This window comes from Enterobacter sp. Tr-810 (assembly GCF_011752765.1).
In the GTDB taxonomy this organism is placed as follows: Bacteria; Pseudomonadota; Gammaproteobacteria; order Enterobacterales; family Enterobacteriaceae; genus Enterobacter; species Enterobacter soli.
Map to the genome: position 1 here is coordinate 1 of NZ_VWWW01000006.1, position 18,943 is coordinate 18,943.

16 protein-coding genes and 1 pseudogene are annotated in these 18,943 nt (G+C 55.6%); 8 read left to right on the top strand and 9 right to left on the bottom strand.

What is annotated here, in order from left to right; translation table 11 throughout:
* Positions 1–244 precede the first annotated feature (244 nt).
* Together exbD and exbB are read right to left on the bottom strand one after the other, a co-directional pair.
* Positions 245–670, bottom strand: coding sequence for a TonB system transport protein ExbD (gene exbD, locus F3J30_RS16585; protein WP_014071754.1), 426 nt, complete (start codon positions 668–670; stop codon positions 245–247).
* A gap of 6 nt (positions 671–676) precedes the next feature.
* Positions 677–1,408: a tol-pal system-associated acyl-CoA thioesterase gene (gene exbB / locus F3J30_RS16590; RefSeq protein WP_014071755.1), complete on the bottom strand. Its 732-nt coding sequence runs from the start codon at positions 1,406–1,408 to the stop codon at positions 677–679.
* 251 nt (positions 1,409–1,659) lie between these two features.
* Between exbB and metC the strand changes: the two genes are divergently transcribed.
* Entirely contained in the window at positions 1,660–2,847 is a 1,188-nt protein-coding gene (gene metC / locus F3J30_RS16595) for a cystathionine beta-lyase (protein WP_166717939.1), read from the top strand.
* Between the two features lie 142 nt (positions 2,848–2,989).
* Positions 2,990–3,649, top strand: coding sequence for a DedA family general envelope maintenance protein YghB (yghB, locus tag F3J30_RS16600; protein ID WP_166717940.1), 660 nt, complete (start codon positions 2,990–2,992; stop codon positions 3,647–3,649).
* 47 nt (positions 3,650–3,696) lie between these two features.
* Here yghB and F3J30_RS16605 read toward each other — a convergent pair whose 3' ends face one another.
* The gene (locus F3J30_RS16605) at positions 3,697–4,596 is read right to left on the bottom strand and encodes an AraC family transcriptional regulator (RefSeq protein WP_014071758.1); all 900 of its coding nucleotides are present in this window, start codon (positions 4,594–4,596) and stop codon (positions 3,697–3,699) included.
* Between the two features lie 194 nt (positions 4,597–4,790).
* Here F3J30_RS16605 and yqhD point away from each other — a divergent pair, with 194 nt between their 5' ends.
* Together yqhD and dkgA are read left to right on the top strand one after the other, a co-directional pair.
* Complete coding sequence (yqhD, locus tag F3J30_RS16610) at positions 4,791–5,954, top strand: alcohol dehydrogenase (protein WP_166717941.1); 1,164 nt, start codon at positions 4,791–4,793, stop codon at positions 5,952–5,954.
* 106 nt (positions 5,955–6,060) lie between these two features.
* Positions 6,061–6,888: a 2,5-didehydrogluconate reductase DkgA gene (gene dkgA, locus F3J30_RS16615; RefSeq protein ID WP_166717942.1), complete on the top strand. Its 828-nt coding sequence runs from the start codon at positions 6,061–6,063 to the stop codon at positions 6,886–6,888.
* A gap of 89 nt (positions 6,889–6,977) precedes the next feature.
* Here dkgA and F3J30_RS16620 read toward each other — a convergent pair.
* The 5 genes and pseudogenes from F3J30_RS16620 to F3J30_RS16640 all read right to left on the bottom strand — a co-directional run bounded on the left by F3J30_RS16620 (position 6,978) and on the right by F3J30_RS16640 (position 14,494).
* A pseudogene (locus tag F3J30_RS16620) lies at positions 6,978–9,217 on the bottom strand (YgiQ family radical SAM protein).
* A 125-nt stretch (positions 9,218–9,342) separates the two neighbouring features.
* Positions 9,343–10,755, bottom strand: coding sequence for a cell division protein FtsP (ftsP, locus tag F3J30_RS16625; RefSeq protein ID WP_014071762.1), 1,413 nt, complete (start codon positions 10,753–10,755; stop codon positions 9,343–9,345).
* Between the two features lie 58 nt (positions 10,756–10,813).
* On the bottom strand, positions 10,814–11,551 hold the full coding sequence (gene plsC / locus F3J30_RS16630) for a 1-acylglycerol-3-phosphate O-acyltransferase (RefSeq protein WP_166717943.1): 738 nt from the start codon (positions 11,549–11,551) through the stop codon (positions 10,814–10,816).
* 164 nt (positions 11,552–11,715) lie between these two features.
* Positions 11,716–13,974 (bottom strand): DNA topoisomerase IV subunit A, encoded by a 2,259-nt coding sequence (gene parC / locus F3J30_RS16635; protein WP_166717944.1) that lies wholly within the window; start codon positions 13,972–13,974, stop codon positions 11,716–11,718.
* Between the two features lie 118 nt (positions 13,975–14,092).
* The gene (locus F3J30_RS16640) at positions 14,093–14,494 is read right to left on the bottom strand and encodes a NirD/YgiW/YdeI family stress tolerance protein (RefSeq protein WP_014071765.1); all 402 of its coding nucleotides are present in this window, start codon (positions 14,492–14,494) and stop codon (positions 14,093–14,095) included.
* A 138-nt stretch (positions 14,495–14,632) separates the two neighbouring features.
* Between F3J30_RS16640 and qseB the strand changes: the two genes are divergently transcribed.
* The 4 genes from qseB (at position 14,633) to F3J30_RS16660 (ending at position 17,671) form a co-directional block, all read left to right on the top strand.
* The gene (gene qseB, locus F3J30_RS16645) at positions 14,633–15,292 is read left to right on the top strand and encodes a quorum sensing response regulator transcription factor QseB (protein WP_166717945.1); all 660 of its coding nucleotides are present in this window, start codon (positions 14,633–14,635) and stop codon (positions 15,290–15,292) included.
* Positions 15,289–16,638, top strand: coding sequence for a quorum sensing histidine kinase QseC (gene qseC, locus F3J30_RS16650; RefSeq protein ID WP_166717946.1), 1,350 nt, complete (start codon positions 15,289–15,291; stop codon positions 16,636–16,638). Before qseB ends, qseC begins: the two co-directional genes overlap by 4 nt.
* A 106-nt stretch (positions 16,639–16,744) precedes the next feature.
* A complete protein-coding gene (locus tag F3J30_RS16655; RefSeq protein ID WP_166717947.1) occupies positions 16,745–17,326 on the top strand; it encodes an NAD(P)H-dependent oxidoreductase in 582 nt (193 codons plus the stop codon).
* Between the two features lie 30 nt (positions 17,327–17,356).
* Positions 17,357–17,671 (top strand): putative quinol monooxygenase, encoded by a 315-nt coding sequence (locus F3J30_RS16660; protein ID WP_166717948.1) that lies wholly within the window; start codon positions 17,357–17,359, stop codon positions 17,669–17,671.
* Between the two features lie 63 nt (positions 17,672–17,734).
* On the opposite strand, the gene F3J30_RS16665 is transcribed toward F3J30_RS16660, so the two are convergent.
* Complete coding sequence (locus F3J30_RS16665) at positions 17,735–18,922, bottom strand: glycoside hydrolase family 88 protein (RefSeq protein ID WP_166717949.1); 1,188 nt, start codon at positions 18,920–18,922, stop codon at positions 17,735–17,737.
* Positions 18,923–18,943: the final 21 nt, after the last annotated feature.

The following is an 18,943-nucleotide window of genomic DNA, read 5'->3' on the forward strand; positions in this document are numbered from 1 at the left end:
GGTTTTGGTGAACTGATACTGGCCCGGTACGACAGAAGAAATCATCGTATAATCCGGGCCGATTAAGTCAAAAAGTGTTACCTATGTGACCGGTCAGATCTGTAACCCATGTGACCGGTTCATACACGGCGGCTCCCTTATCCCGTTCACGTGTTCTGAACGAATTATTTTCTGCGGCTATTAAGGTGAACGGAACACTCCACCGTGCTTAACTGACAAGCATTAGGCTTTCGCCAGCTCTCTTTTATTTGACGGCGGCTTTTTCTTCGCCGACCAGACCAATCTTCAGGTAACCCGCCTGATGCAGCGTGTCCATTACCCTCATCATGGTTTCGTAATCAACCGTTTTGTCCGCACGGAAGAAGACGGTGGTGTCTTTCTTCCCGCCGGTAAGCTGCTCCAGTGCCGGGATAACTGATTCATCCGTCACCGGGTCATTGCCCAGGAACATGGATTTATCGGCCTTCACCGACAGATAAATAGGCTTTTCCGGGCGCGGCTGCGGCTGGCTGGAAGAGGCTGGCAGATTCACCTTCACGTCAACCGTCGCCAGAGGCGCCGCCACCATGAAGATAATCAACAGAACCAGCATGACGTCGATAAACGGCGTCACGTTGATTTCATGCATTTCGCCGTTATCGTCCAGATTTTCATTAAGACGCATTGCCATAGCTAATCAACCTGCACGCAGTTTCGACGCCGCGTGTACCGGTTTTACGGAGCTGGCGTTAAGGTCAAGATCACGGCTTTGCAGCAGCAGAACCTGCGCTGCCACGTCGCCCAGAGTAGCTTTGTAGCTGCCAATCATACGCGCGAAGACGTTATAGATAACCACCGCAGGAATTGCCGCAACCAGGCCGATTGCCGTTGCCAGCAGCGCTTCTGCGATACCCGGCGCCACAACCGCCAGGTTGGTGGTTTGCGTCTGGGCAATACCGATGAAGCTGTTCATGATGCCCCACACCGTACCAAACAGACCCACGAACGGGGAAATCGCACCGATAGTGGCCAGATAACCATTACCGCGGCCCATATGACGGCCAACTGCGGCAACGCGACGCTCCAGGCGGAAGCCGGTACGTTCTTTAATGCCTTCGTTATCTTCACTGCCTGCGGAGAGTTCAAGCTCGTTCTGAGCTTCGTTTACTAACAGGGTGGTCAGGCTTTTCGTGTGGAAGGAAGAGGTCATATCAGAAGCCTGATCCAGCGAGCGGGCTTCTGCCAGCTGCTGCTGTTCGCGCTTGAGGCGACGCTTCTGCGAAATGAGCTCAACGCTTTTACTGAAGAAAATAGCCCAGGTGACAACGGACGCCAGAATCAGGCCGATCATCACAATCTTAACCACGATGTCAGCATGATGATACATGCCCCAGACGGAGAGATCCGTCTGCATCAAATTATTACCCACTCTGTATCTCCAGGACGCAAATCACAAAATCTGAGCGTAATAATATCAAAACGACGTCGAATTGATAGTAGTTCTCATTAGTATTTACATATTGCCGTAATTTTCGCTCACTTTCCTTGCGCTTACGCAGTAAAAATTTCTTATGCGTATTTTTCATAAAATTTTCTGCTTATTCGATAAGCATCCGGGTGCACATTTTTTCAATCGTGGTAGTCTGGACGTCCAGACGTATAAAAACAGGGTTGGCGAACATGACTAAGAAGCAGCTTGATACCACGCTTGTGCAGGCAGGACGCAGCAAGAAATACACACTGGGATCGGTGAACAGCGTGATTCAGCGGGCCTCCTCACTGGTATTTGATACCGTTGAGGACAAAAAAATCGCAACGCGTAATCGTGCCAAAGGCGGGCTGTTTTACGGTCGTCGCGGGACGCTGACCCATTTTTCACTTCAGGAAGCCATGTGCGAACTGGAGGGTGGCGCGGGCTGCGCACTGTTCCCGTGTGGAGCTGCGGCAGTTGCCAATACCATTCTGGCGTTTGTGGAACAGGGCGACCACATTCTGATGACCAACACCGCCTATGAACCAAGTCAGGACTTCTGCACCAAAATTCTCAGCAAGCTCGGTGTCACCACCGGCTGGTTTGATCCACTGATTGGTGAAGGCATCGCCGAACTTATTCAGCCAAACACGCGCATCGTGTTCCTGGAATCTCCGGGCTCTATCACCATGGAAGTGCATGATGTGCCTGCCATTGTGAAAGCCGTGCGCAGCAAAGCGCCGGACGCCATCATCATGATCGACAACACCTGGGCTGCGGGCGTGCTGTTTAAGGCGCTGGATTTTGACATTGATATCTCCATTCAGGCCGCCACCAAATACCTGATTGGCCACTCGGACGGCATGATTGGCACCGCCGTGTCCAATGCCCGCTGCTGGGATCAGCTACGTGAAAATGCCTACCTGATGGGGCAAATGGTGGATGCCGATACCGCCTACATGACCAGCCGCGGGATCCGTACGCTGGGCGTGCGTCTGCGTCAGCATCACGAAAGCAGCCTGAAAATCGCTGAATGGCTGGCGCAGCATCCGCAGGTTGAACGCGTCAACCACCCTGCGCTGCCGGGCAGCAGAGGCCATGAGTTCTGGCAACGTGACTTTACAGGTAGCAGCGGTTTGTTCTCATTCGTTCTTAAAAAACGGCTGAATAACGATGAGCTGGCAAGCTATCTGGATAATTTTGCCCTCTTCAGCATGGCCTACTCCTGGGGCGGCTTTGAATCTCTGATCCTGCCAAACCAGCCAGAGCAGATAGCAGACCTGCGCCCGGGCGGCGAGGTGGACTTCAGCGGCACCCTGATCCGCCTGCATATCGGTTTAGAAAATGTGGACGATTTAATTGCGGATTTAGCGGCAGGGTTTGAGCGTATCGTGTAGAGTGCTGGCTGAAAATGTACTCCTGGACTCTTTTGTGAACACCACCACCAGAAAAGTCTGCATTAGTTGCGCCCGCGATCAAACCCAGCGGGCAAATCAGGGTGTACAATAGCGCTATATCTGCTGTACCACAGGAAAGTCCATGGCTGTTATTCAAGATATTATCGCGGCACTCTGGCAACACGATTTTGCCGCGCTGGCAGACCCACATGTCGTGGGGGTTGTCTATTTCGTGATGTTCGCGACCCTGTTTCTGGAAAATGGATTACTGCCAGCCTCGTTTTTGCCCGGTGACAGCCTGCTTCTGCTGGCCGGCGCGTTAATCGGAAAGGGTGTGATGGACTTCACCCCAACAATGGTCATTCTCACCTCCGCCGCCAGCCTGGGCTGCTGGTTAAGCTATTTGCAGGGCCGCTGGCTCGGCAATACGCGCATGGTGAAGAGCTGGCTGTCGCAGTTACCTCATAAGTATCATCAGCGTGCGACCTGCATGTTTGACCGACACGGCCTGCTGGCGCTGCTCGCCGGGCGCTTCCTGGCGTTTGTCCGCACGCTGTTGCCAACAATGGCCGGTATTTCAGGTCTATCGAATCGCCGCTTCCAGTTCTTTAACTGGTTGAGTGGACTGCTGTGGGTCGGCGTGGTGACCTCACTCGGCTATGCACTGAACATGATCCCGTTTGTGAAACACCATGAAGATCAGGTGATGACCTTCCTGATGATCCTGCCGATGTTCCTGCTGGTCGCGGGCCTGGTGGGTACGTTGATTGTGGTGATTAAAAAGAAGTATTGCAGTGCGTAAATGAATAAAGCCGGGTAGCGCTGCGCTGACCCGGCCTACATTTCCCGTCAGGCTCCCTGCATCATTCTGATGCGTGAGGCATCTTCCCCCGGCGTCACGCCGAAGTAGCGCTTAAACTCCCGACTGAACTGCGACGCACTTTCATAACCCACCCGCATTGCCGCCGCGCTGGCCTTCATGCCGTCGTGGATCATCATCATGCGCGCCTTATGCAGACGGTATGTTTTCAGGTATTGCAGCGGCGAGGTGCTGGTCACTGATTTAAAATTATGATGAAACGCCGAAACGCTCATGTTTGCTTCCGCCGCCAGCTGGTCAACGCTGAGGTTTTCCGTGTACTGGCTTTCTATGCGCTTAAGCACGCGGCTTATCAGGCTAAAGTGCGTCTGGCGGCTCACCAGCGCCAGCAACGCCCCGCCACCGGGCCCCAGCAGCACGTGATACAGAATTTCGCGGATAATCTGTTTGCCCAGGATGCGGGCATCCAGCGGCCTTGCCATCACATCCAGCAAGCGCTCAATAGCACAGAGGATCTCGTCCGATAACGTGGCTGAGTTAATCCCGCTTGCCGCCATCGACGGCTGGAACAGCTCGTCCTCGCCGATCTCCATCAGCAGTTCCTGCAACTGAAGGATATCGACATTTAAACGAATACCGGCCAGCGGAACAGCTTCTGTCGCGAAGGTTTCACATTCAAAGGGTAAAGGTACTGTCAGGAGCAGATATTCATTAGTGTCGTAACGGAACACGCGCTCATTGATATAGCCAATTTTATGGCCAGAGAAGAGAAAAACGATGCCCGGCTGGTACATCACCGGTGTACGCGTACCCGGCTGGGTGCCGTAGAGCAGGCGAATATCCGGCAGCAGTTCACCTGCATTATTTTCTTTTTTTATCAGATGGTTAATCTGAGAGGTTAACTGAAGGCAAATCTCTTCGCGGTTCATTTTGAGTTACTCCGGGTACGGTTTCCGACCTTAACAGTGTGCGCAGTTTTTCGCTGTTTCTCCAGCGCTCTGTAGAAATGGGCAAGACATCGGCAGGAATGTGCATTGAGAGGATGGCGCGTGCCCGCCACAATGTGCAGCATCAGGTAGCCAACGCGCCACCACGATTTTTCACCCACGATAGGGAACGAGCAATGAACAATTTTAATCTCCACACCCCAACCCGCATTCTGTTTGGTAAAGGCGCTATCGCCGACCTGCGTGCACAAATCCCGGCTGACGCCCGCGTACTCATCACTTACGGCGGCGGTAGCGTGAAGAAAACCGGCGTGCTGGATCAGGTTTACAGCGCTCTGGAAGGTCTGGACGTGCGTGAGTTCGGCGGTATTGAGCCAAACCCATCTTATGAAACCCTGATGAACGCGGTCAAAATTGCCCGCGAAGAGAACATCACCTTCCTGCTGGCTGTTGGCGGCGGCTCCGTACTCGACGGCACTAAGTTCATCGCGGCTGCGGCACATTACGCAGACGGCGTTGACCCGTGGCATATCCTGGAAACCCGTGGCAGCGACGTGAAAAGCGCTATCCCAATGGGCTCGGTCCTGACCCTGCCAGCGACCGGCTCTGAATCCAACAAAGGTGCCGTTATCTCCCGTAAAACCACGGGCGACAAACAGGCCTTTATGAACGATCACGTACAGCCTGTGTTCGCGATCCTCGACCCGGTTTACACCTACACCCTGCCTGCGCGTCAGGTGGCTAACGGTGTTGTGGATGCGTTTGTTCACACCGTTGAACAGTACGTGACTTACCCGGTTGACGGCAAAATTCAGGATCGCTTCGCGGAAGGCATTCTGCTGACGCTGGTAGAAGATGGCCCGAAAGCGCTGAAAGAGTCTGAAAACTACAACGTACGTGCCAACGTAATGTGGGCCGCAACTCAGGCACTGAACGGCCTGATCGGTGCAGGCGTTCCGCAGGACTGGGCAACCCACATGCTGGGCCACGAACTGACGGCGATGCACGGCCTGGATCACGCACAGACGCTGGCGGTTGTTCTGCCTGCACTGTGGAACGAAAAACGTGATACCAAGCGCGCCAAACTGCTGCAATACGCTGAGCGCGTGTGGAACATCACCGAAGGCTCAGAAGATGCTCGTATCGATGCCGCAATCGAAGCGACCCGCAACTTCTTTGAAGGGCTGGGCGTTCCGACGCGTCTTTCTGGTTACGGCCTGGACGGCAGCTCTATCCCTGCCCTGCTGGCAAAACTGGAAGAACACGGCATGACGCAACTGGGCGAACATGGCGACATCACGCTGGACGTGAGCCGTCGTATCTACGAAGCGGCGCGCTAAGCGTTTTTATCATCCCGCCTTTCGTTTTTTGACATTTCGTCCAGACTTAATGCACACACGCCATCGGGGGTTCACCCCCGATGGATGAGCAAATGAAGGAGGAAAAATGGCAAACCAAACCGTAATCAAGCTTCAGGACGGCAACGTGATGCCCCAGTTGGGGCTCGGTGTATGGAAAGCCGGTAACGACGAGGTCGTATCCGCCATTCATAAAGCACTGGAAGTCGGCTATCGCTCTATCGATACCGCCGCCGCGTACAAGAATGAAGACGGCGTGGGTAAAGCGCTTGCCACCGCAGGCGTCTCCCGCGACGACCTTTTCATCACCACTAAACTGTGGAACGACGACCAAAAGCGCCCGCGTGAAGCGTTGCAGGAAAGCCTGGATAAGCTACGGCTGGATTTCGTCGATCTGTATTTGATGCACTGGCCCGTCCCGGCTATCGACCACTATGTTGAAGCCTGGGAAGGGATGATTGAGCTGCAAAAAATTGGCCTGGTGAAAAGCATCGGGGTCTGTAATTTCCAGGTTCACCATCTGCAACGTCTTATTGACGAAACGGGAGTGGCGCCGGTCATTAACCAGATTGAGTTGCACCCGCTGATGCAGCAGCGTCAGCTCCACGCCTGGAATGCCACGCACAAAATCCAGACCGAGTCCTGGAGCCCACTGGCTCAGGGCGGCGAAGGGGTTTTCGATCAGAAAATCATCCGTGAGCTGGCGGATAAATATGGCAAGAGCCCTGCGCAAATTGTCATCCGCTGGCATCTGGACAGTGGTCTGGTGGTTATTCCGAAATCGGTCACGCCAGCGCGTATCGCCGAGAACTTCGACGTCTGGGATTTCCGTCTGGACAAAGATGAACTGGGTGAAATTGCAAAGCTGGATCAGGGCAAGCGGCTTGGGCCAGACCCGGATCAGTTTGGCGGGTAGTTTTCCCTCACCCTAACCCTCTCCCACAGGGAGAGGGGACCCTTTCCACCCTCTCCCTGTGGGAGAGGGCCGGGGTGAGGGCATCATCGTTATCCGATCTTACGTTTACCCGTTTTTTTCGTCCCCGCAGCACTACCGTTCGAACGCTGATGCACAATTGGCGTGTGCTTGGTCAGCGCCGGGCGCGTGTTGCGGTTCTGGCGACGAGCTTCACGCATTTCATCCAGCGTGGGGGCAGGCACCAGACAGTCGCGACGCGAGCCGATCAGGTGTTTTTTACCCATATCTTCCAGCGCCTGGCGGATCAGCGGCCAGTTTTTCGGATCGTGGTAACGCAGCAGTGCTTTATGCAGGCGACGCTGTTTATCCCCTCTCGGCACCACCACGTCTTCACTCTTATAGCCAATCTTACTCAGCGGGTTCTTCCCGGTGTAATACATGGTGGTCGAGTTCGCGAGCGGTGACGGGTAGAAGTTCTGCACCTGATCCAGACGGAAGCGGCGTTGTTTCAGCCACAGCGCAAGGTTCACCATGTCTTCATCACGCGTCCCCGGATGCGCAGAGATGAAATATGGGATCAGATACTGCTCTTTCCCTGCCTGCTTTGAGTAGGTGTCAAATAGCTCTTTAAAGCGGTCATAGCTGCCCATGCCCGGCTTCATCATTTTCGACAGCGGGCCTTCTTCGGTGTGCTCCGGGGCAATCTTCAGGTAACCGCCAACGTGGTGCGTTGCCAGCTCTTTGATATAACGCGGATCTTCCACCGCGATGTCGTAGCGCACACCGGAAGCGATCAGGATCTTCTTGATGCCTTTCAGATCACGGGCGCGGCGATAGAGATTGATCGTCGGCTCGTGGTTGGTGTCCATATGTTCGCAAATGCTCGGATAGACGCACGACAAACGGCGGCAGGTTTGCTCCGCACGCGGGGACTTACAGCGCAGCATATACATGTTGGCCGTCGGGCCGCCCAGATCGGAGATAACCCCGGTAAAGCCTGGCACAGTGTCACGAATAGCTTCGATCTCGTTGACTATAGAATCTTCTGAGCGGCTCTGAATAATGCGGCCTTCGTGCTCGGTGATGGAGCAGAAGGAACAGCCACCGAAGCAGCCGCGCATGATGTTGATCGAGAAGCGGATCATCTCATACGCCGGGATACGGCTGTTGCCGTACGCCGGATGCGGAACTCGCTTGTACGGCAGCGCAAAGACGCTGTCCATCTCTTCGGTCGACAACGGGATAGCTGGAGGGTTAACCCAGATGTAACGCTCGCCGTGCTTTTGCATCAGCGCACGGGCACAGCCCGGGTTGGTTTCATGGTGCAGAATACGGGAAGCGTGCGCGTAGAGCACCTTGTCGCTTTTGACCTTCTCAAAGGACGGCAGCAGCACATAGGTCTTTTCCCATGGCTTTGGACGCGGCGGCTGCACCACAACGGCTTTGGCTTCGGCTTTTTTCGGCTCGACCGGTTTGTTATCCGCGCACGGCAGATCGTCGCCGTACGGATGCGGGATAGGGTCGATTTTGCCTGGCATATCGATGATGCGGGAATCCACACCGCTCCAGCCTGGCAGCGCTTCTTTCACCATGATCGCGGTGTTACGCACGTCGCGGATCTCACTGACCGGCTCGCCCTGCGCCAGACGGTGCGCCACTTCGACCAATGGACGTTCACCGTTACCGAAGATAAGCATGTCGGCTTTGGAATCCACCAGCACTGAACGACGCACGGTATCAGACCAGTAGTCGTAGTGTGCGGTACGGCGCAGGCTTGCTTCGATGCCACCCAGGATGACCGGCACGTCTTTCCATGCTTCTTTGCATCGTTGGGTGTACACCATCGTCGCGCGATCCGGGCGTTTGCCCGCCACGTTATCGGCGGTATAGGCGTCGTCATGACGCAGTTTACGGTCGGCGGTATAGCGGTTGATCATCGAGTCCATGTTGCCGGCGGTGACGCCGAAGAACAGGTTCGGTTTGCCGAGCGACATAAACGCGTCTTTGCTGTGCCAGTCAGGCTGGGAGATGATCCCGACACGGAAGCCCTGGGCTTCGAGCATTCGGCCACAGATGGCCATCCCAAAGCTCGGGTGGTCGACGTAGGCATCGCCCGTGACCAGAATGATATCGCAGCTGTCCCAGCCCAGTTGGTCCATCTCTTCGCGGGACATCGGCAGAAATGGCGCCGGTCCAAAACAGGCTGCCCAGTACTGGGGCCAGGAGAAGAGGTCACGATCCGGCTGGATCAGGGATATTGCGCTCATAATGCTTCCGAAGAAAAAATAAACAAAGGGCGGGGATTATACGCTGGAACATTGTGGGAAATGAAGGGGTATTGTGCGGGCTGTTATCCCCTCCCCCTAACCCTCTCCCCAAAGGGGAGAGGGGACTGCTCGATGCGGTCTTTCACCCTCGCCCCTCTGGGGAGAGGGTCGGGGTGAGGGGGAAAATTTACGGTGCCGGATTCACTAGCATCTGCCCCACAGAGCCCCTGTCCATCATCTCCAGCGTCTGGCTGTGGAACAGGAACGGGAAGTGCGGCCAAGAGGGCTGACCGTAATAGACCAACAGTTCAACCTGGCCATCCACCCAGACGGTATCCTTCCAGCCCCTGTCTTCCGGGAACGGCATCGCGCCATTCACGTTGCGGATCAGGAAGTTCACCCCTTCAATATGGAACGACTGTGGCATGTCTGAACGCACGGTCCATCGTTCCCATGTTCCCTGCTGGGCAGTGATATCAATGCGGTTAACATCCCACAGCGCGCCGTTGATGCCCGGATCGCTACCCAGGCTGATATCACGGCTACGAACAGGCGAACCACTCATGATCTCCTGCGGCAGTAAACGCATTGGCAGGGTATCGGTCACCAGCGGCAGCAGGCCGGTAGGACGCAGGGTCAACACCAGGGTCGACACCAGAATGCTGGAAGGTTCAAAGAATCCACGGATGCGATCCACAATGCTCGCCGCTTCACCACAGGTGAGCGACACTTCATCCCCGTTAGTCATATCAACGAGGATTTCACGACGTTCGCCAGGCGACAGCGCCAGCTGCTTGACCGCAACCGGCGCAGGTAAAAAGCCCTGATCGCCCGAAATCACATGCAACGCCCGGCCATCGCTCATTTGCAGCTGATAGCGGCGTGAGTTCGAGGCATTCAGCAAACGCAGGCGCACCCAACCGCGAGACACTTCAACAAACGGACTTTGCGCGCCATTCACCAGCAAGGTATCGCCGACAAAGCCACCGCTGCCCGGCTCGCTGTATTCAGGCGTGCCGAAGTTATCCAGGCGTTTATCCTGGATAATGACCGGGAAATCATCCACACCGTAATGGTTCGGGATCGGCAGCGATTTGCTGATGTCATCTTCCACCAGCCACATCCCGGCCAGGCCGTTGTAGACCTGCTGCGCGGTGCGGTTAGGGGTGTTGGCGTGATACCACAGCGTTGCCGCGCTTTGACGGATCGGCAGCACCGGTGCCCAGTCAGCGTTAGGCGACATCATACGTGCCGCACCGCCAATCAGGGGCCCTGGCACCTGCAATCCGCTGATGGTCATCGCCACCTTTTCAGTCGTGCGGTTGCTGTAGATCAGCTTAACGTCATCACCATTCCACACGCGAATGGTTGGCCCAAGATAGCGCCCGTTGATCCCCCAGACCGGCGCGCGCGTGCCCTGGGTGAAAGACCAGTGGCTACGCTGTAGCGTCAGGAATAGCGGTTGCCCGCGACGGGATTCCAGTAACGGGGGAATGGGCAGCGGTGGTTGCTGCCCGGCGGCGTTGGCTGTCAGCGGAATCGCACCCGCACAAAGGGCGATCCCCGAAGCCTGAATAAACTGACGCCGACTGAGTGACATATAAGCTCCATCTGAAACGACTAACAACGCGGGAATTCGTTTTCCCTTTCACGCCGGATTAAATTTTACCGGCGGCTTCTCTCTCTGCGACTTCTTTGTCGAGCTGCGCAATATGCTGAGCCATCAGTTCGCGGCAGTGTGCCGCCAGCTCGCGTACCTGATCTTTACCGTATTTGCTGGTATCGACTGGCGGCAGCATTTCGACAATCACCAGCCCATTATTCAGGCGGTTAAGATTAATCTTATTCGATGTATTGGAAACACACACAGGAATAATTGGAACGCCTGCCGCAATTGCAGCATGAAACGCACCCGTTTTAAACGGCAGCAGGCCGCGACCACGGCTACGCGTCCCTTCCGGGAACATCCAGATAGAGATTTTGCGTTTTTTAAAGTGGTTTACCACTTCCGCAATGGTGCTGTGCGCTTTCGCACGGTTGTTGCGGTCGATGAGTAGGTTACCGGTCAGCCAGTACAGCTGGCCGAAAAACGGGATCCACAGCAGGCTCTTTTTACCCACTGTCACCGTCGGCGGCAGAACGATGTTAGCAGCCGTCACCATATCGTAGTTGTTCTGATGGTTAGCGATATAAATGGCGTTACCGAAGTTTTCTGCGCCTTCCGGCAGGCGTTTTTCCACTTTCAGGCCAAACAGCGGCGCAAGGCGACCGAACATGTGACCAAAGGTCGCAACATGCTTCGGGTTACGCGGGCTGAACAGGCAGTAAATAGAGCCGAAAATACAGACCAGAATGCAGTAGATAACGGTAAGAATTAAACGAACAATGAATAGCATAGCGACCTCTGAAGCCCCAACAGCTGACAATTATACTTCACCTGTGGCCAGGTAAGGACTTTATTACGAGCGCGTATTGTTAATCGCAACGCACGAATTAACAACGTTTTTACTGGAAATTTTAATGAAATACCCCCTCCGGAACGGAGGGGGATGAGTACGGGTTACTCTTCGCTGTCGCCCGCGTGGCTTCGCGTCGGAGAGTCAATCTCCACGCGATCGATACGCTGTAGTCCGCGCATCAGCGAGCCGCGGCGACCGCGCTCACCCACCACTTTCTGCAACTCTTCCGGACGGAGCTTAATTTTACGTTTGCCCACATGGATGGTGAGCGTGCTCTGCGGCGGCAGAATGAACAGGTGCGCCAGGCCATCTTCGCCTTTTGCCGCTTCCGCCGACGGGATGTTAATGATCTTATTGCCCTTCCCTTTCGACAACTCCGGCAGGTCGCTGACCGGGAACATCAGCATTCGGCCCGCGGTAGTAATTGCCAGCAGCATGTCGCTTTCGTTTTCAATCACCAGCGGCGGCATAACGTGGGCGTTATCCGGCAAACTGATGAGCGCTTTACCGGCACGGTTGCGCGCCACAAGGTCGTTAAAGGTACAGATAAAACCGTAACCCGCGTCAGAGGCCATCAGCAATTTCTGCTCGTCGGCTTCCATCAGCATATGGTCAACCGTGGCACCCGGCGGCAGCGTCAGCTTGCCGGTTAACGGTTCGCCCTGCCCGCGCGCAGACGGCAGCGTAATCGGGTCGATAGCGTAGCTGCGGCCCGTGGAGTCGATAAAGGCGACCGGCTGGTTGCTCTTACCTTTCACGGCCGCTTTAAAGCTGTCGCCCGCTTTGTAGCTCAGCCCCGGCGCATCAATATCGTGACCTTTGGCGCTACGCACCCAGCCACTCTGAGAGAGAACAATGGTGACAGGCTCGGACGGCTGCATGTCATGCTCGTTCATGGCCTTCGCTTCTTCACGCTCGTGCAGCGGAGAACGACGATCATCGCCAAAAGCCTCGGCATCGGCCTGAAGCTCTTTCTTCAGCAGGTTGTTCATCTTGCGTTCGGACGCCAGGATCGCCTGCAACTGATCGCGCTCTTTTTCCAGCTCGTTCTGCTCGCCGCGAATTTTCATCTCTTCCAGTTTGGCGAGATGGCGCAGTTTCAGTTCGAGAATGGCTTCGGCCTGGGTTTCGCTGATCCCAAAGCGCGACATCAGCGCAGATTTCGGTTCGTCCTCAGTACGAATGATCTCAATCACTTCGTCGATGTTGAGGAACGCCACCAGCAAACCTTCGAGGATGTGCAGGCGCTTGAGCACTTTCTCCAGACGATGATTCAGACGGCGGCGTACCGTATCGCGGCGGAATGTCAGCCATTCGGTGAGGATCTCCAGCAGGTTTTTCACCGCCGGACGCCCGTCCAGGCCAATCATGTTCAGGTTGATACGGTAGCTTTTTTCCAGATCGGTGGTGGCGAACAGGTGGTGCATGACCTGCTCCATGTCCACGCGGTTAGAACGCGGTACGATCACCAGACGGGTCGGGTTTTCGTGGTCGGATTCATCGCGCAGGTCGTCCACCATCGGCAGCTTTTTATTGCGCATCTGAGCCGCAATCTGCTCCAGCACTTTCGCCCCGGACACCTGGTGAGGCAGCGCGGTAATCACCACCGCGCCATCTTCTTTCGTCCACACCGCACGCATACGCACGGAGCCGCGGCCGTTCTGATAGATTTTGCGGATTTCCGCACGTGAGGTGATGATTTCGGCTTCGGTCGGGTAGTCCGGCCCCTGCACGATATCCAGCACCTCATCCAGCGTGGTTTTCGGTTGTTCAATCAGGGTGATGGCGGCTTTTGCCACTTCGCGCAGGTTATGCGGCGGGATGTCCGTCGCCATACCCACGGCGATACCGGTGGTGCCGTTCAGCAGGATGTTCGGCAGGCGCGCAGGCAGCATTTTCGGCTCCTGCATCGTACCGTCAAAGTTTGGCACCCAGTCAACGGTTCCCTGACCCAGCTCACCCAACAGCACTTCAGCGTATTTAGACAGGCGGGATTCGGTATAACGCATCGCAGCGAATGACTTCGGATCGTCCGGTGCACCCCAGTTCCCCTGGCCGTCTACCAGCGGGTAGCGGTAAGAGAACGGCTGCGCCATCAGCACCATCGCTTCGTAACAGGCGCTGTCGCCGTGCGGATGGTATTTACCGAGTACGTCACCCACGGTACGGGCGGATTTTTTGAACTTAGCGCTGGCACTCAGGCCCAGTTCAGACATTGCATAGACGATGCGGCGCTGAACGGGTTTCAGGCCATCACCGATAAACGGCAACGCCCTGTCCATGATGACGTACATGGAGTAGTTCAGGTAGGCGTTTTCCGTGAATTCATGTAGCGCGAGGCGCTCTGCCATATCGCTCATTAAATGTGATTCCTCAACTCAGAAACCTGCCGGTTTCAGGCAATATTGCCGCAGATACTACCCTATCTGGCGTGTTGAGTCACAAAGAAAAAGGGCCAGGTATGTGGCCCTTTTTGGGTTATTTATTCAGTCTGGTCACCTGCTTCACGTCGATTTCGAAATCGTTCCACTCTTTATCGACCTTACCCTGGATCTCCACTTTATCCTGCGGGCTGACCGTCACGCCGTTCCAGCGTTTGTGGTCTATTTCCACATTTACGGTGCCGGTTTCATCGCGGAAGGTATAGCGGTCATCCGACAGGCGTTGCGTGATATTGCCGCGCAGTTTCACCCAGCTATCGTCTTTCATCTCTTTGACTTTCAGCGCAGTGGTGAGGTTGGCGTCGTTATCAATAAAACCGCCCTGCTGAGTTTGCGTCTTCGCGGTGGTAGCCGTTGGGCCAGTAAAGCCCCCTTCTGCCGCAAAGAGCGGAGCTGTGGTCATCATCATGATGGCAGCAATAGCAGCGAATTTTTTCATTTTATCTCTCCCTTTAATGTCGGTTCGCAGTCCATTAAACAGGGTAATCCTTAACAACTTCTTAAGGGAAAAATTTATTTATTATTGCTGTACAGCAGGCTTGTCCAGAGGGTTTACTGGCGTTATCAAGGAGGGAATATGCGCATTTTACTGGTAGAAGACGACAGGCTGATTGGCGATGGACTTAAAGCCGGGCTGACGAAAATGGGCTTTAGCGTGGACTGGTTTACCGAGGGTAAAACGGGCAAAGCCGCGCTGTACGCAGCCCCGTACGATGCCGTGGTGCTCGACCTGACGCTGCCGGAAATCGACGGTCTTGATATCCTGCGTGAATGGCGTGAAAACGGCCGCAGCGATCCGGTGCTGATTTTAACGGCGCGGGATGCGCTCAACCAGCGGGTTGAAGGCCTGCGTCTTGGCGCAGATGACTATCTCTGCAAACCCTTCGCCCTGATTGAAGTGGCTGCACGACTTGAAGCGCTGGTGCGCCGCAGCCACGGCCAGGCGCGCAGTGAACTGCGCCACGGTAGCGTGGTGCTTGACCCTACAAGCCTGATTGCCACACGCAACGGCGAAAACCTGGCGCTCAAACCCAAAGAGTTCGCGCTGCTGGAACTGCTGATGCGCAACGCCGGGCGCGTGCTGCCGCGCAAACTTATCGAAGAGAAGCTCTACAACTGGGACGATGATGTCTCCAGCAATGCCATCGAAGTTCACGTTCATCATCTGCGCCGCAAGCTCGGCACTGATTTTATCCGCACGGTGCACGGCATCGGTTACACCCTGGGTGACGCATGAAACTGACTCAACGCCTGAGCCTGAAACTGCGCCTGACGCTCCTCTTTTTAGTGCTGTCGCTGACGGCATGGTTTGCCGCCAGCGTGGTGGCCTGGCAGCAGACCTCGCACAAGCTCGATAAACTGTTCGATACGCAACAAATGCTGTTTGCCAAACGGCTGTTAACCATGGATCTGGACGAGATCCATGCGCCACAACGGATGCGCGAGATCCCGAAAAAGGCCAAACATGGCCGCCTGGACGATGACGCTCTGGCTTTTGCTATCTACTCCCCCGACGGAAAAATGCTGCTGAATGACGGTGAAAACGGCCGTGATATCCCGTATCACTATCGCCGCGAGGGGTTCGACAACGGGCAACTGAAAGACGACAACGACGAGTGGCGTTTTTTATGGCTCACCGCGCCAGACGGTAAATACCGGGTGGTGGTCGGCCAGGAGCGGGAGTACCGTCAGGAGATGGCACTGGATATTGTCAGCTCGCAACTTATGCCGTGGATGGTGGCGCTACCCGTCATGCTGCTGTTGCTTATTGTGTTGCTTAGCCGGGAACTGAAGCCGCTGAAAAATCTGGCGCAAACCCTGCGCTCGCGATCGCCAGACGCCACCGACAAGCTGCCGACCGGCGGCGTGCCGACGGAAGTGCGTCCTCTGCTGGATGCGCTCAATCATCTGTTCACGCGTACCCAGGAGATGATGAGCCGTGAACGTCGTTTTACATCGGATGCCGCTCACGAGCTGCGTAGCCCGCTCACCGCGCTGAAAGTCCACACCGATGTGGCCCAGCTTTCCCAGGATGACCCGCAGTTGCAGGCCAATGCCCTGGCACAACTGCACGCGGGAATCGACCGGGCATCTCGCCTGGTGGATCAGCTTCTGACGCTGTCGCGTCTGGATTCGCTGGAAAACCTGGATGACGTTGAACCCCTGCCGATGGCCGATGTGCTGCAATCAGCCGTGATGGATTGTTATCACCCTGCGCAGCAGGCAGGTATCGACGTGCGCCTTCACATCAATGCCCCGCAAACCACCCACACCGGGCAGCAGCTTCTGCTCAGCCTGCTGGTACGTAATCTGCTGGACAACGCCGTGCGTTACAGCCCGCGCGGCAGTGTGGTGGACGTTACGCTCGACGCCCATAGTTTTACCGTACGTGATAACGGGCCAGGGATTGCACCCGATGCGCTGGCACGGCTCGGCGAGCGTTTTTACCGCCCGCCAGGGCAGACAGAAACGGGCAGCGGTCTGGGATTATCTATCGTGAAGCGCATTGCTGCACTGCACGGGATGCACGTTACTCTGGGTAATGCGCCGGAAGGTGGATGTGAGGTAAAAGTCAGCTGGTAACCGCATTATTGCTTCTCAGGCAAAAGACTTTGCACATTTTGCTCATTTTATCGTTTCGCTCTCGCGCGTAGAATTGTTGCCAAAATCGCATTAACGAGGACACATAATGAGCAACATCCTGATTATCAACGGCGCGAAAGAGTTCGCGCACTCTAAAGGCCAGCTGAATGACACCCTGACCGAGGTCGCGGACGGTTTCCTGCGCGACGCCGGGCATGATGTTAAAGTTGTGCGCGCGGATAGCGACTATGACATCAAAGCAGAAGTACAGAATTTCCTGTGGGCAGATGTGATTGTCTGGCAGATGCCAGGCTGGTGGATGGGCGCGCCGTGGACGGTGAAAAAGTACATTGATGATGTGTTCACCGAAGGACACGGTTCACTGTACGCCAGCGACGGTCGTACCCGTTCAGATGCGTCCAAAAAATACGGTTCTGGCGGCCTGATTCAGGGCAAAAAATACATGCTGTCGCTGACCTGGAATGCACCAATCGAAGCCTTCACCGAACAAGACCAGTTCTTTGAAGGCGTGGGCGTAGACGGTGCATATCTGCCATTCCACAAAGCCAACCAGTTCCTGGGGATGGAGCCACTGCCGACCTTTATCGTCAATGACGTGATTAAAATGCCGGACGTCCCGCGCTATATCGCAGAATATCGCAAGCATCTCGGCGAGATTTTTGCTTAACTGGTAGCCTGGAATTAGAAGGAGTTAACCATGCTTACCGTTATTGCTGAAATCCGTACTCGTCCAGGTCAACATCACCGCCAGGCGGTGCTGGATCAGTTCGCGAAGATTATCCCGACCGTACTGAAAGAAGAAGGCTGCCACGGCTACGCGCCGATGATTGATGCCGCGACAAACGCCAGCTTCCAGGCCACTGCGCCCGATTCAATCATTATGGTTGAACTGTGGGAAACAGTAGCGCACCTTGAAGCACACCTGCAAACAGCGCACATGAAAGCGTGGAGCGATGCGGTGAAAGGTGACGTACTGGAAACCCATATCCGTATTCTGGAGCAAGGGGTTTAAGTTCAGCTGACCCTGAACCGTAGGCCCGGTAAGCGTTAGCGCCACCGGGCTTTGTTTTATCCGCTACCAGTACAGCTTCCAGCTCTGGGTAAACCGCACCAGCGCCTCAACGTAGAAGTAATCCCCCCAGCTTGCGCACTCATCCACCCCTTTGTTGCTCGCCAGATGATAGACCGAGTGCTTCAGCAGCCCGTTGCCCTTCTCGTCTTTGCCCATCAGGTAGTGCTTCGTCAGCGACGACATGATGCCTTTCGCCCACGCCAGATAATGTTCTCTGTCCGGATCGGTTACCGGCAGATGCTTCACCAGTTCCAGCAACCCGCACACCGCAATGGCCGCCGATGACGAATCGCGCAGCGCATCGGTTCCCACCAGCGCCAGATCCCAGTGGCAGACGTAATCTTCCGGCAGGCGGTTAAGGAAATAATTCGCCAGCCGTTTGGACAGGGCGATCATCGTCTCATCGCCGGTATAGATGTAGCTCAGCAGAAAACCGTAAATTCCCCACGCCTGCCCGCGCGACCAGCAGGAGTCATCGGCGTAGCCCTGCTGAGTGTTGCCATAACGCGGCGCGCCGGTGACCACATCCATATAGTAAGTGTGGAACGTCGAGGCATCTTCGCGGATAAGATAGGTTGCCGCCTGCATTACGTGGGCTTTCGCCGCATCGGCAAAACGGGGATCGCCCGTCTGTTCAGTTGCCCAGTAGAGCAGCGGCAGATTCATGTTGCAGTCGATTATCATCCGCCCGGCCTGTTCCGGATCGGCCAGATCGCCCCACGCCTGGATAATTTTCGCCTTCTCGTGGAAGCGCTCCAGCAGTGCTTCTGCCGCCAGCAGAGAGAAACCACGCGCTTCACGGTTGCCGGTCAGTCGCCAGGCCGCCACACAGGAAAGCGTATACAAAAAACCTAAATCGTGGGTGTTGGTGTCGTTACGCCCGGCGATGCGCAGGCCAAAGGAACGCACATGCTTTTCCGCCATCGCGCGGAATTTCTCGTCCCCGCTCATCTCCCACGCCAGCCAAAGCTGCCCGGTCCAGAAGCTGGTCGTCCACTCCACGTTGTCCGTCAGTGGATAAAACCCCTTCTGGCAGGTTTCCGCCGGGAAGCGTTCACCGAACGCCGTTAAGTGACGGCCAATCAGGTCGAGGATATGGCTGCGCGCCGAACTCAGTTCATCACCAAACGCACGCGGATCAACGGGTGCAGGAATAGCGGGCAGGCGCTCCTCAGTGATACGACTTAACATATTTCGGTTCCTTCTTTGACG

Bases quoted from the DNA above. Each gene is read 5' to 3' on its own strand.
- F3J30_RS16655 (WP_166717947.1), top strand. From the start codon at position 16,745: ATGAGCAACATCCTGATTATCAACGGCGCGAAAGAGTTCGCGCACTCT.
- parC (WP_166717944.1), bottom strand. From the start codon at position 13,974: ATGAGCGATATGGCAGAGCGCCTCGCGCTACATGAATTCACGGAAAAC.
- plsC (WP_166717943.1), bottom strand. From the start codon at position 11,551: ATGCTATTCATTGTTCGTTTAATTCTTACCGTTATCTACTGCATTCTG.
- F3J30_RS16665 (WP_166717949.1), bottom strand. From the start codon at position 18,922: ATGTTAAGTCGTATCACTGAGGAGCGCCTGCCCGCTATTCCTGCACCC.
- F3J30_RS16640 (WP_014071765.1), bottom strand. From the start codon at position 14,494: ATGAAAAAATTCGCTGCTATTGCTGCCATCATGATGATGACCACAGCT.
- yghB (WP_166717940.1), top strand. From the start codon at position 2,990: ATGGCTGTTATTCAAGATATTATCGCGGCACTCTGGCAACACGATTTT.
- dkgA (WP_166717942.1), top strand. From the start codon at position 6,061: ATGGCAAACCAAACCGTAATCAAGCTTCAGGACGGCAACGTGATGCCC.
- ftsP (WP_014071762.1), bottom strand. From the start codon at position 10,755: ATGTCACTCAGTCGGCGTCAGTTTATTCAGGCTTCGGGGATCGCCCTT.
- F3J30_RS16605 (WP_014071758.1), bottom strand. From the start codon at position 4,596: ATGAACCGCGAAGAGATTTGCCTTCAGTTAACCTCTCAGATTAACCAT.
- exbD (WP_014071754.1), bottom strand. From the start codon at position 670: ATGGCAATGCGTCTTAATGAAAATCTGGACGATAACGGCGAAATGCAT.
- qseB (WP_166717945.1), top strand. From the start codon at position 14,633: ATGCGCATTTTACTGGTAGAAGACGACAGGCTGATTGGCGATGGACTT.
- qseC (WP_166717946.1), top strand. From the start codon at position 15,289: ATGAAACTGACTCAACGCCTGAGCCTGAAACTGCGCCTGACGCTCCTC.
- yqhD (WP_166717941.1), top strand. From the start codon at position 4,791: ATGAACAATTTTAATCTCCACACCCCAACCCGCATTCTGTTTGGTAAA.
- metC (WP_166717939.1), top strand. From the start codon at position 1,660: ATGACTAAGAAGCAGCTTGATACCACGCTTGTGCAGGCAGGACGCAGC.
- F3J30_RS16660 (WP_166717948.1), top strand. From the start codon at position 17,357: ATGCTTACCGTTATTGCTGAAATCCGTACTCGTCCAGGTCAACATCAC.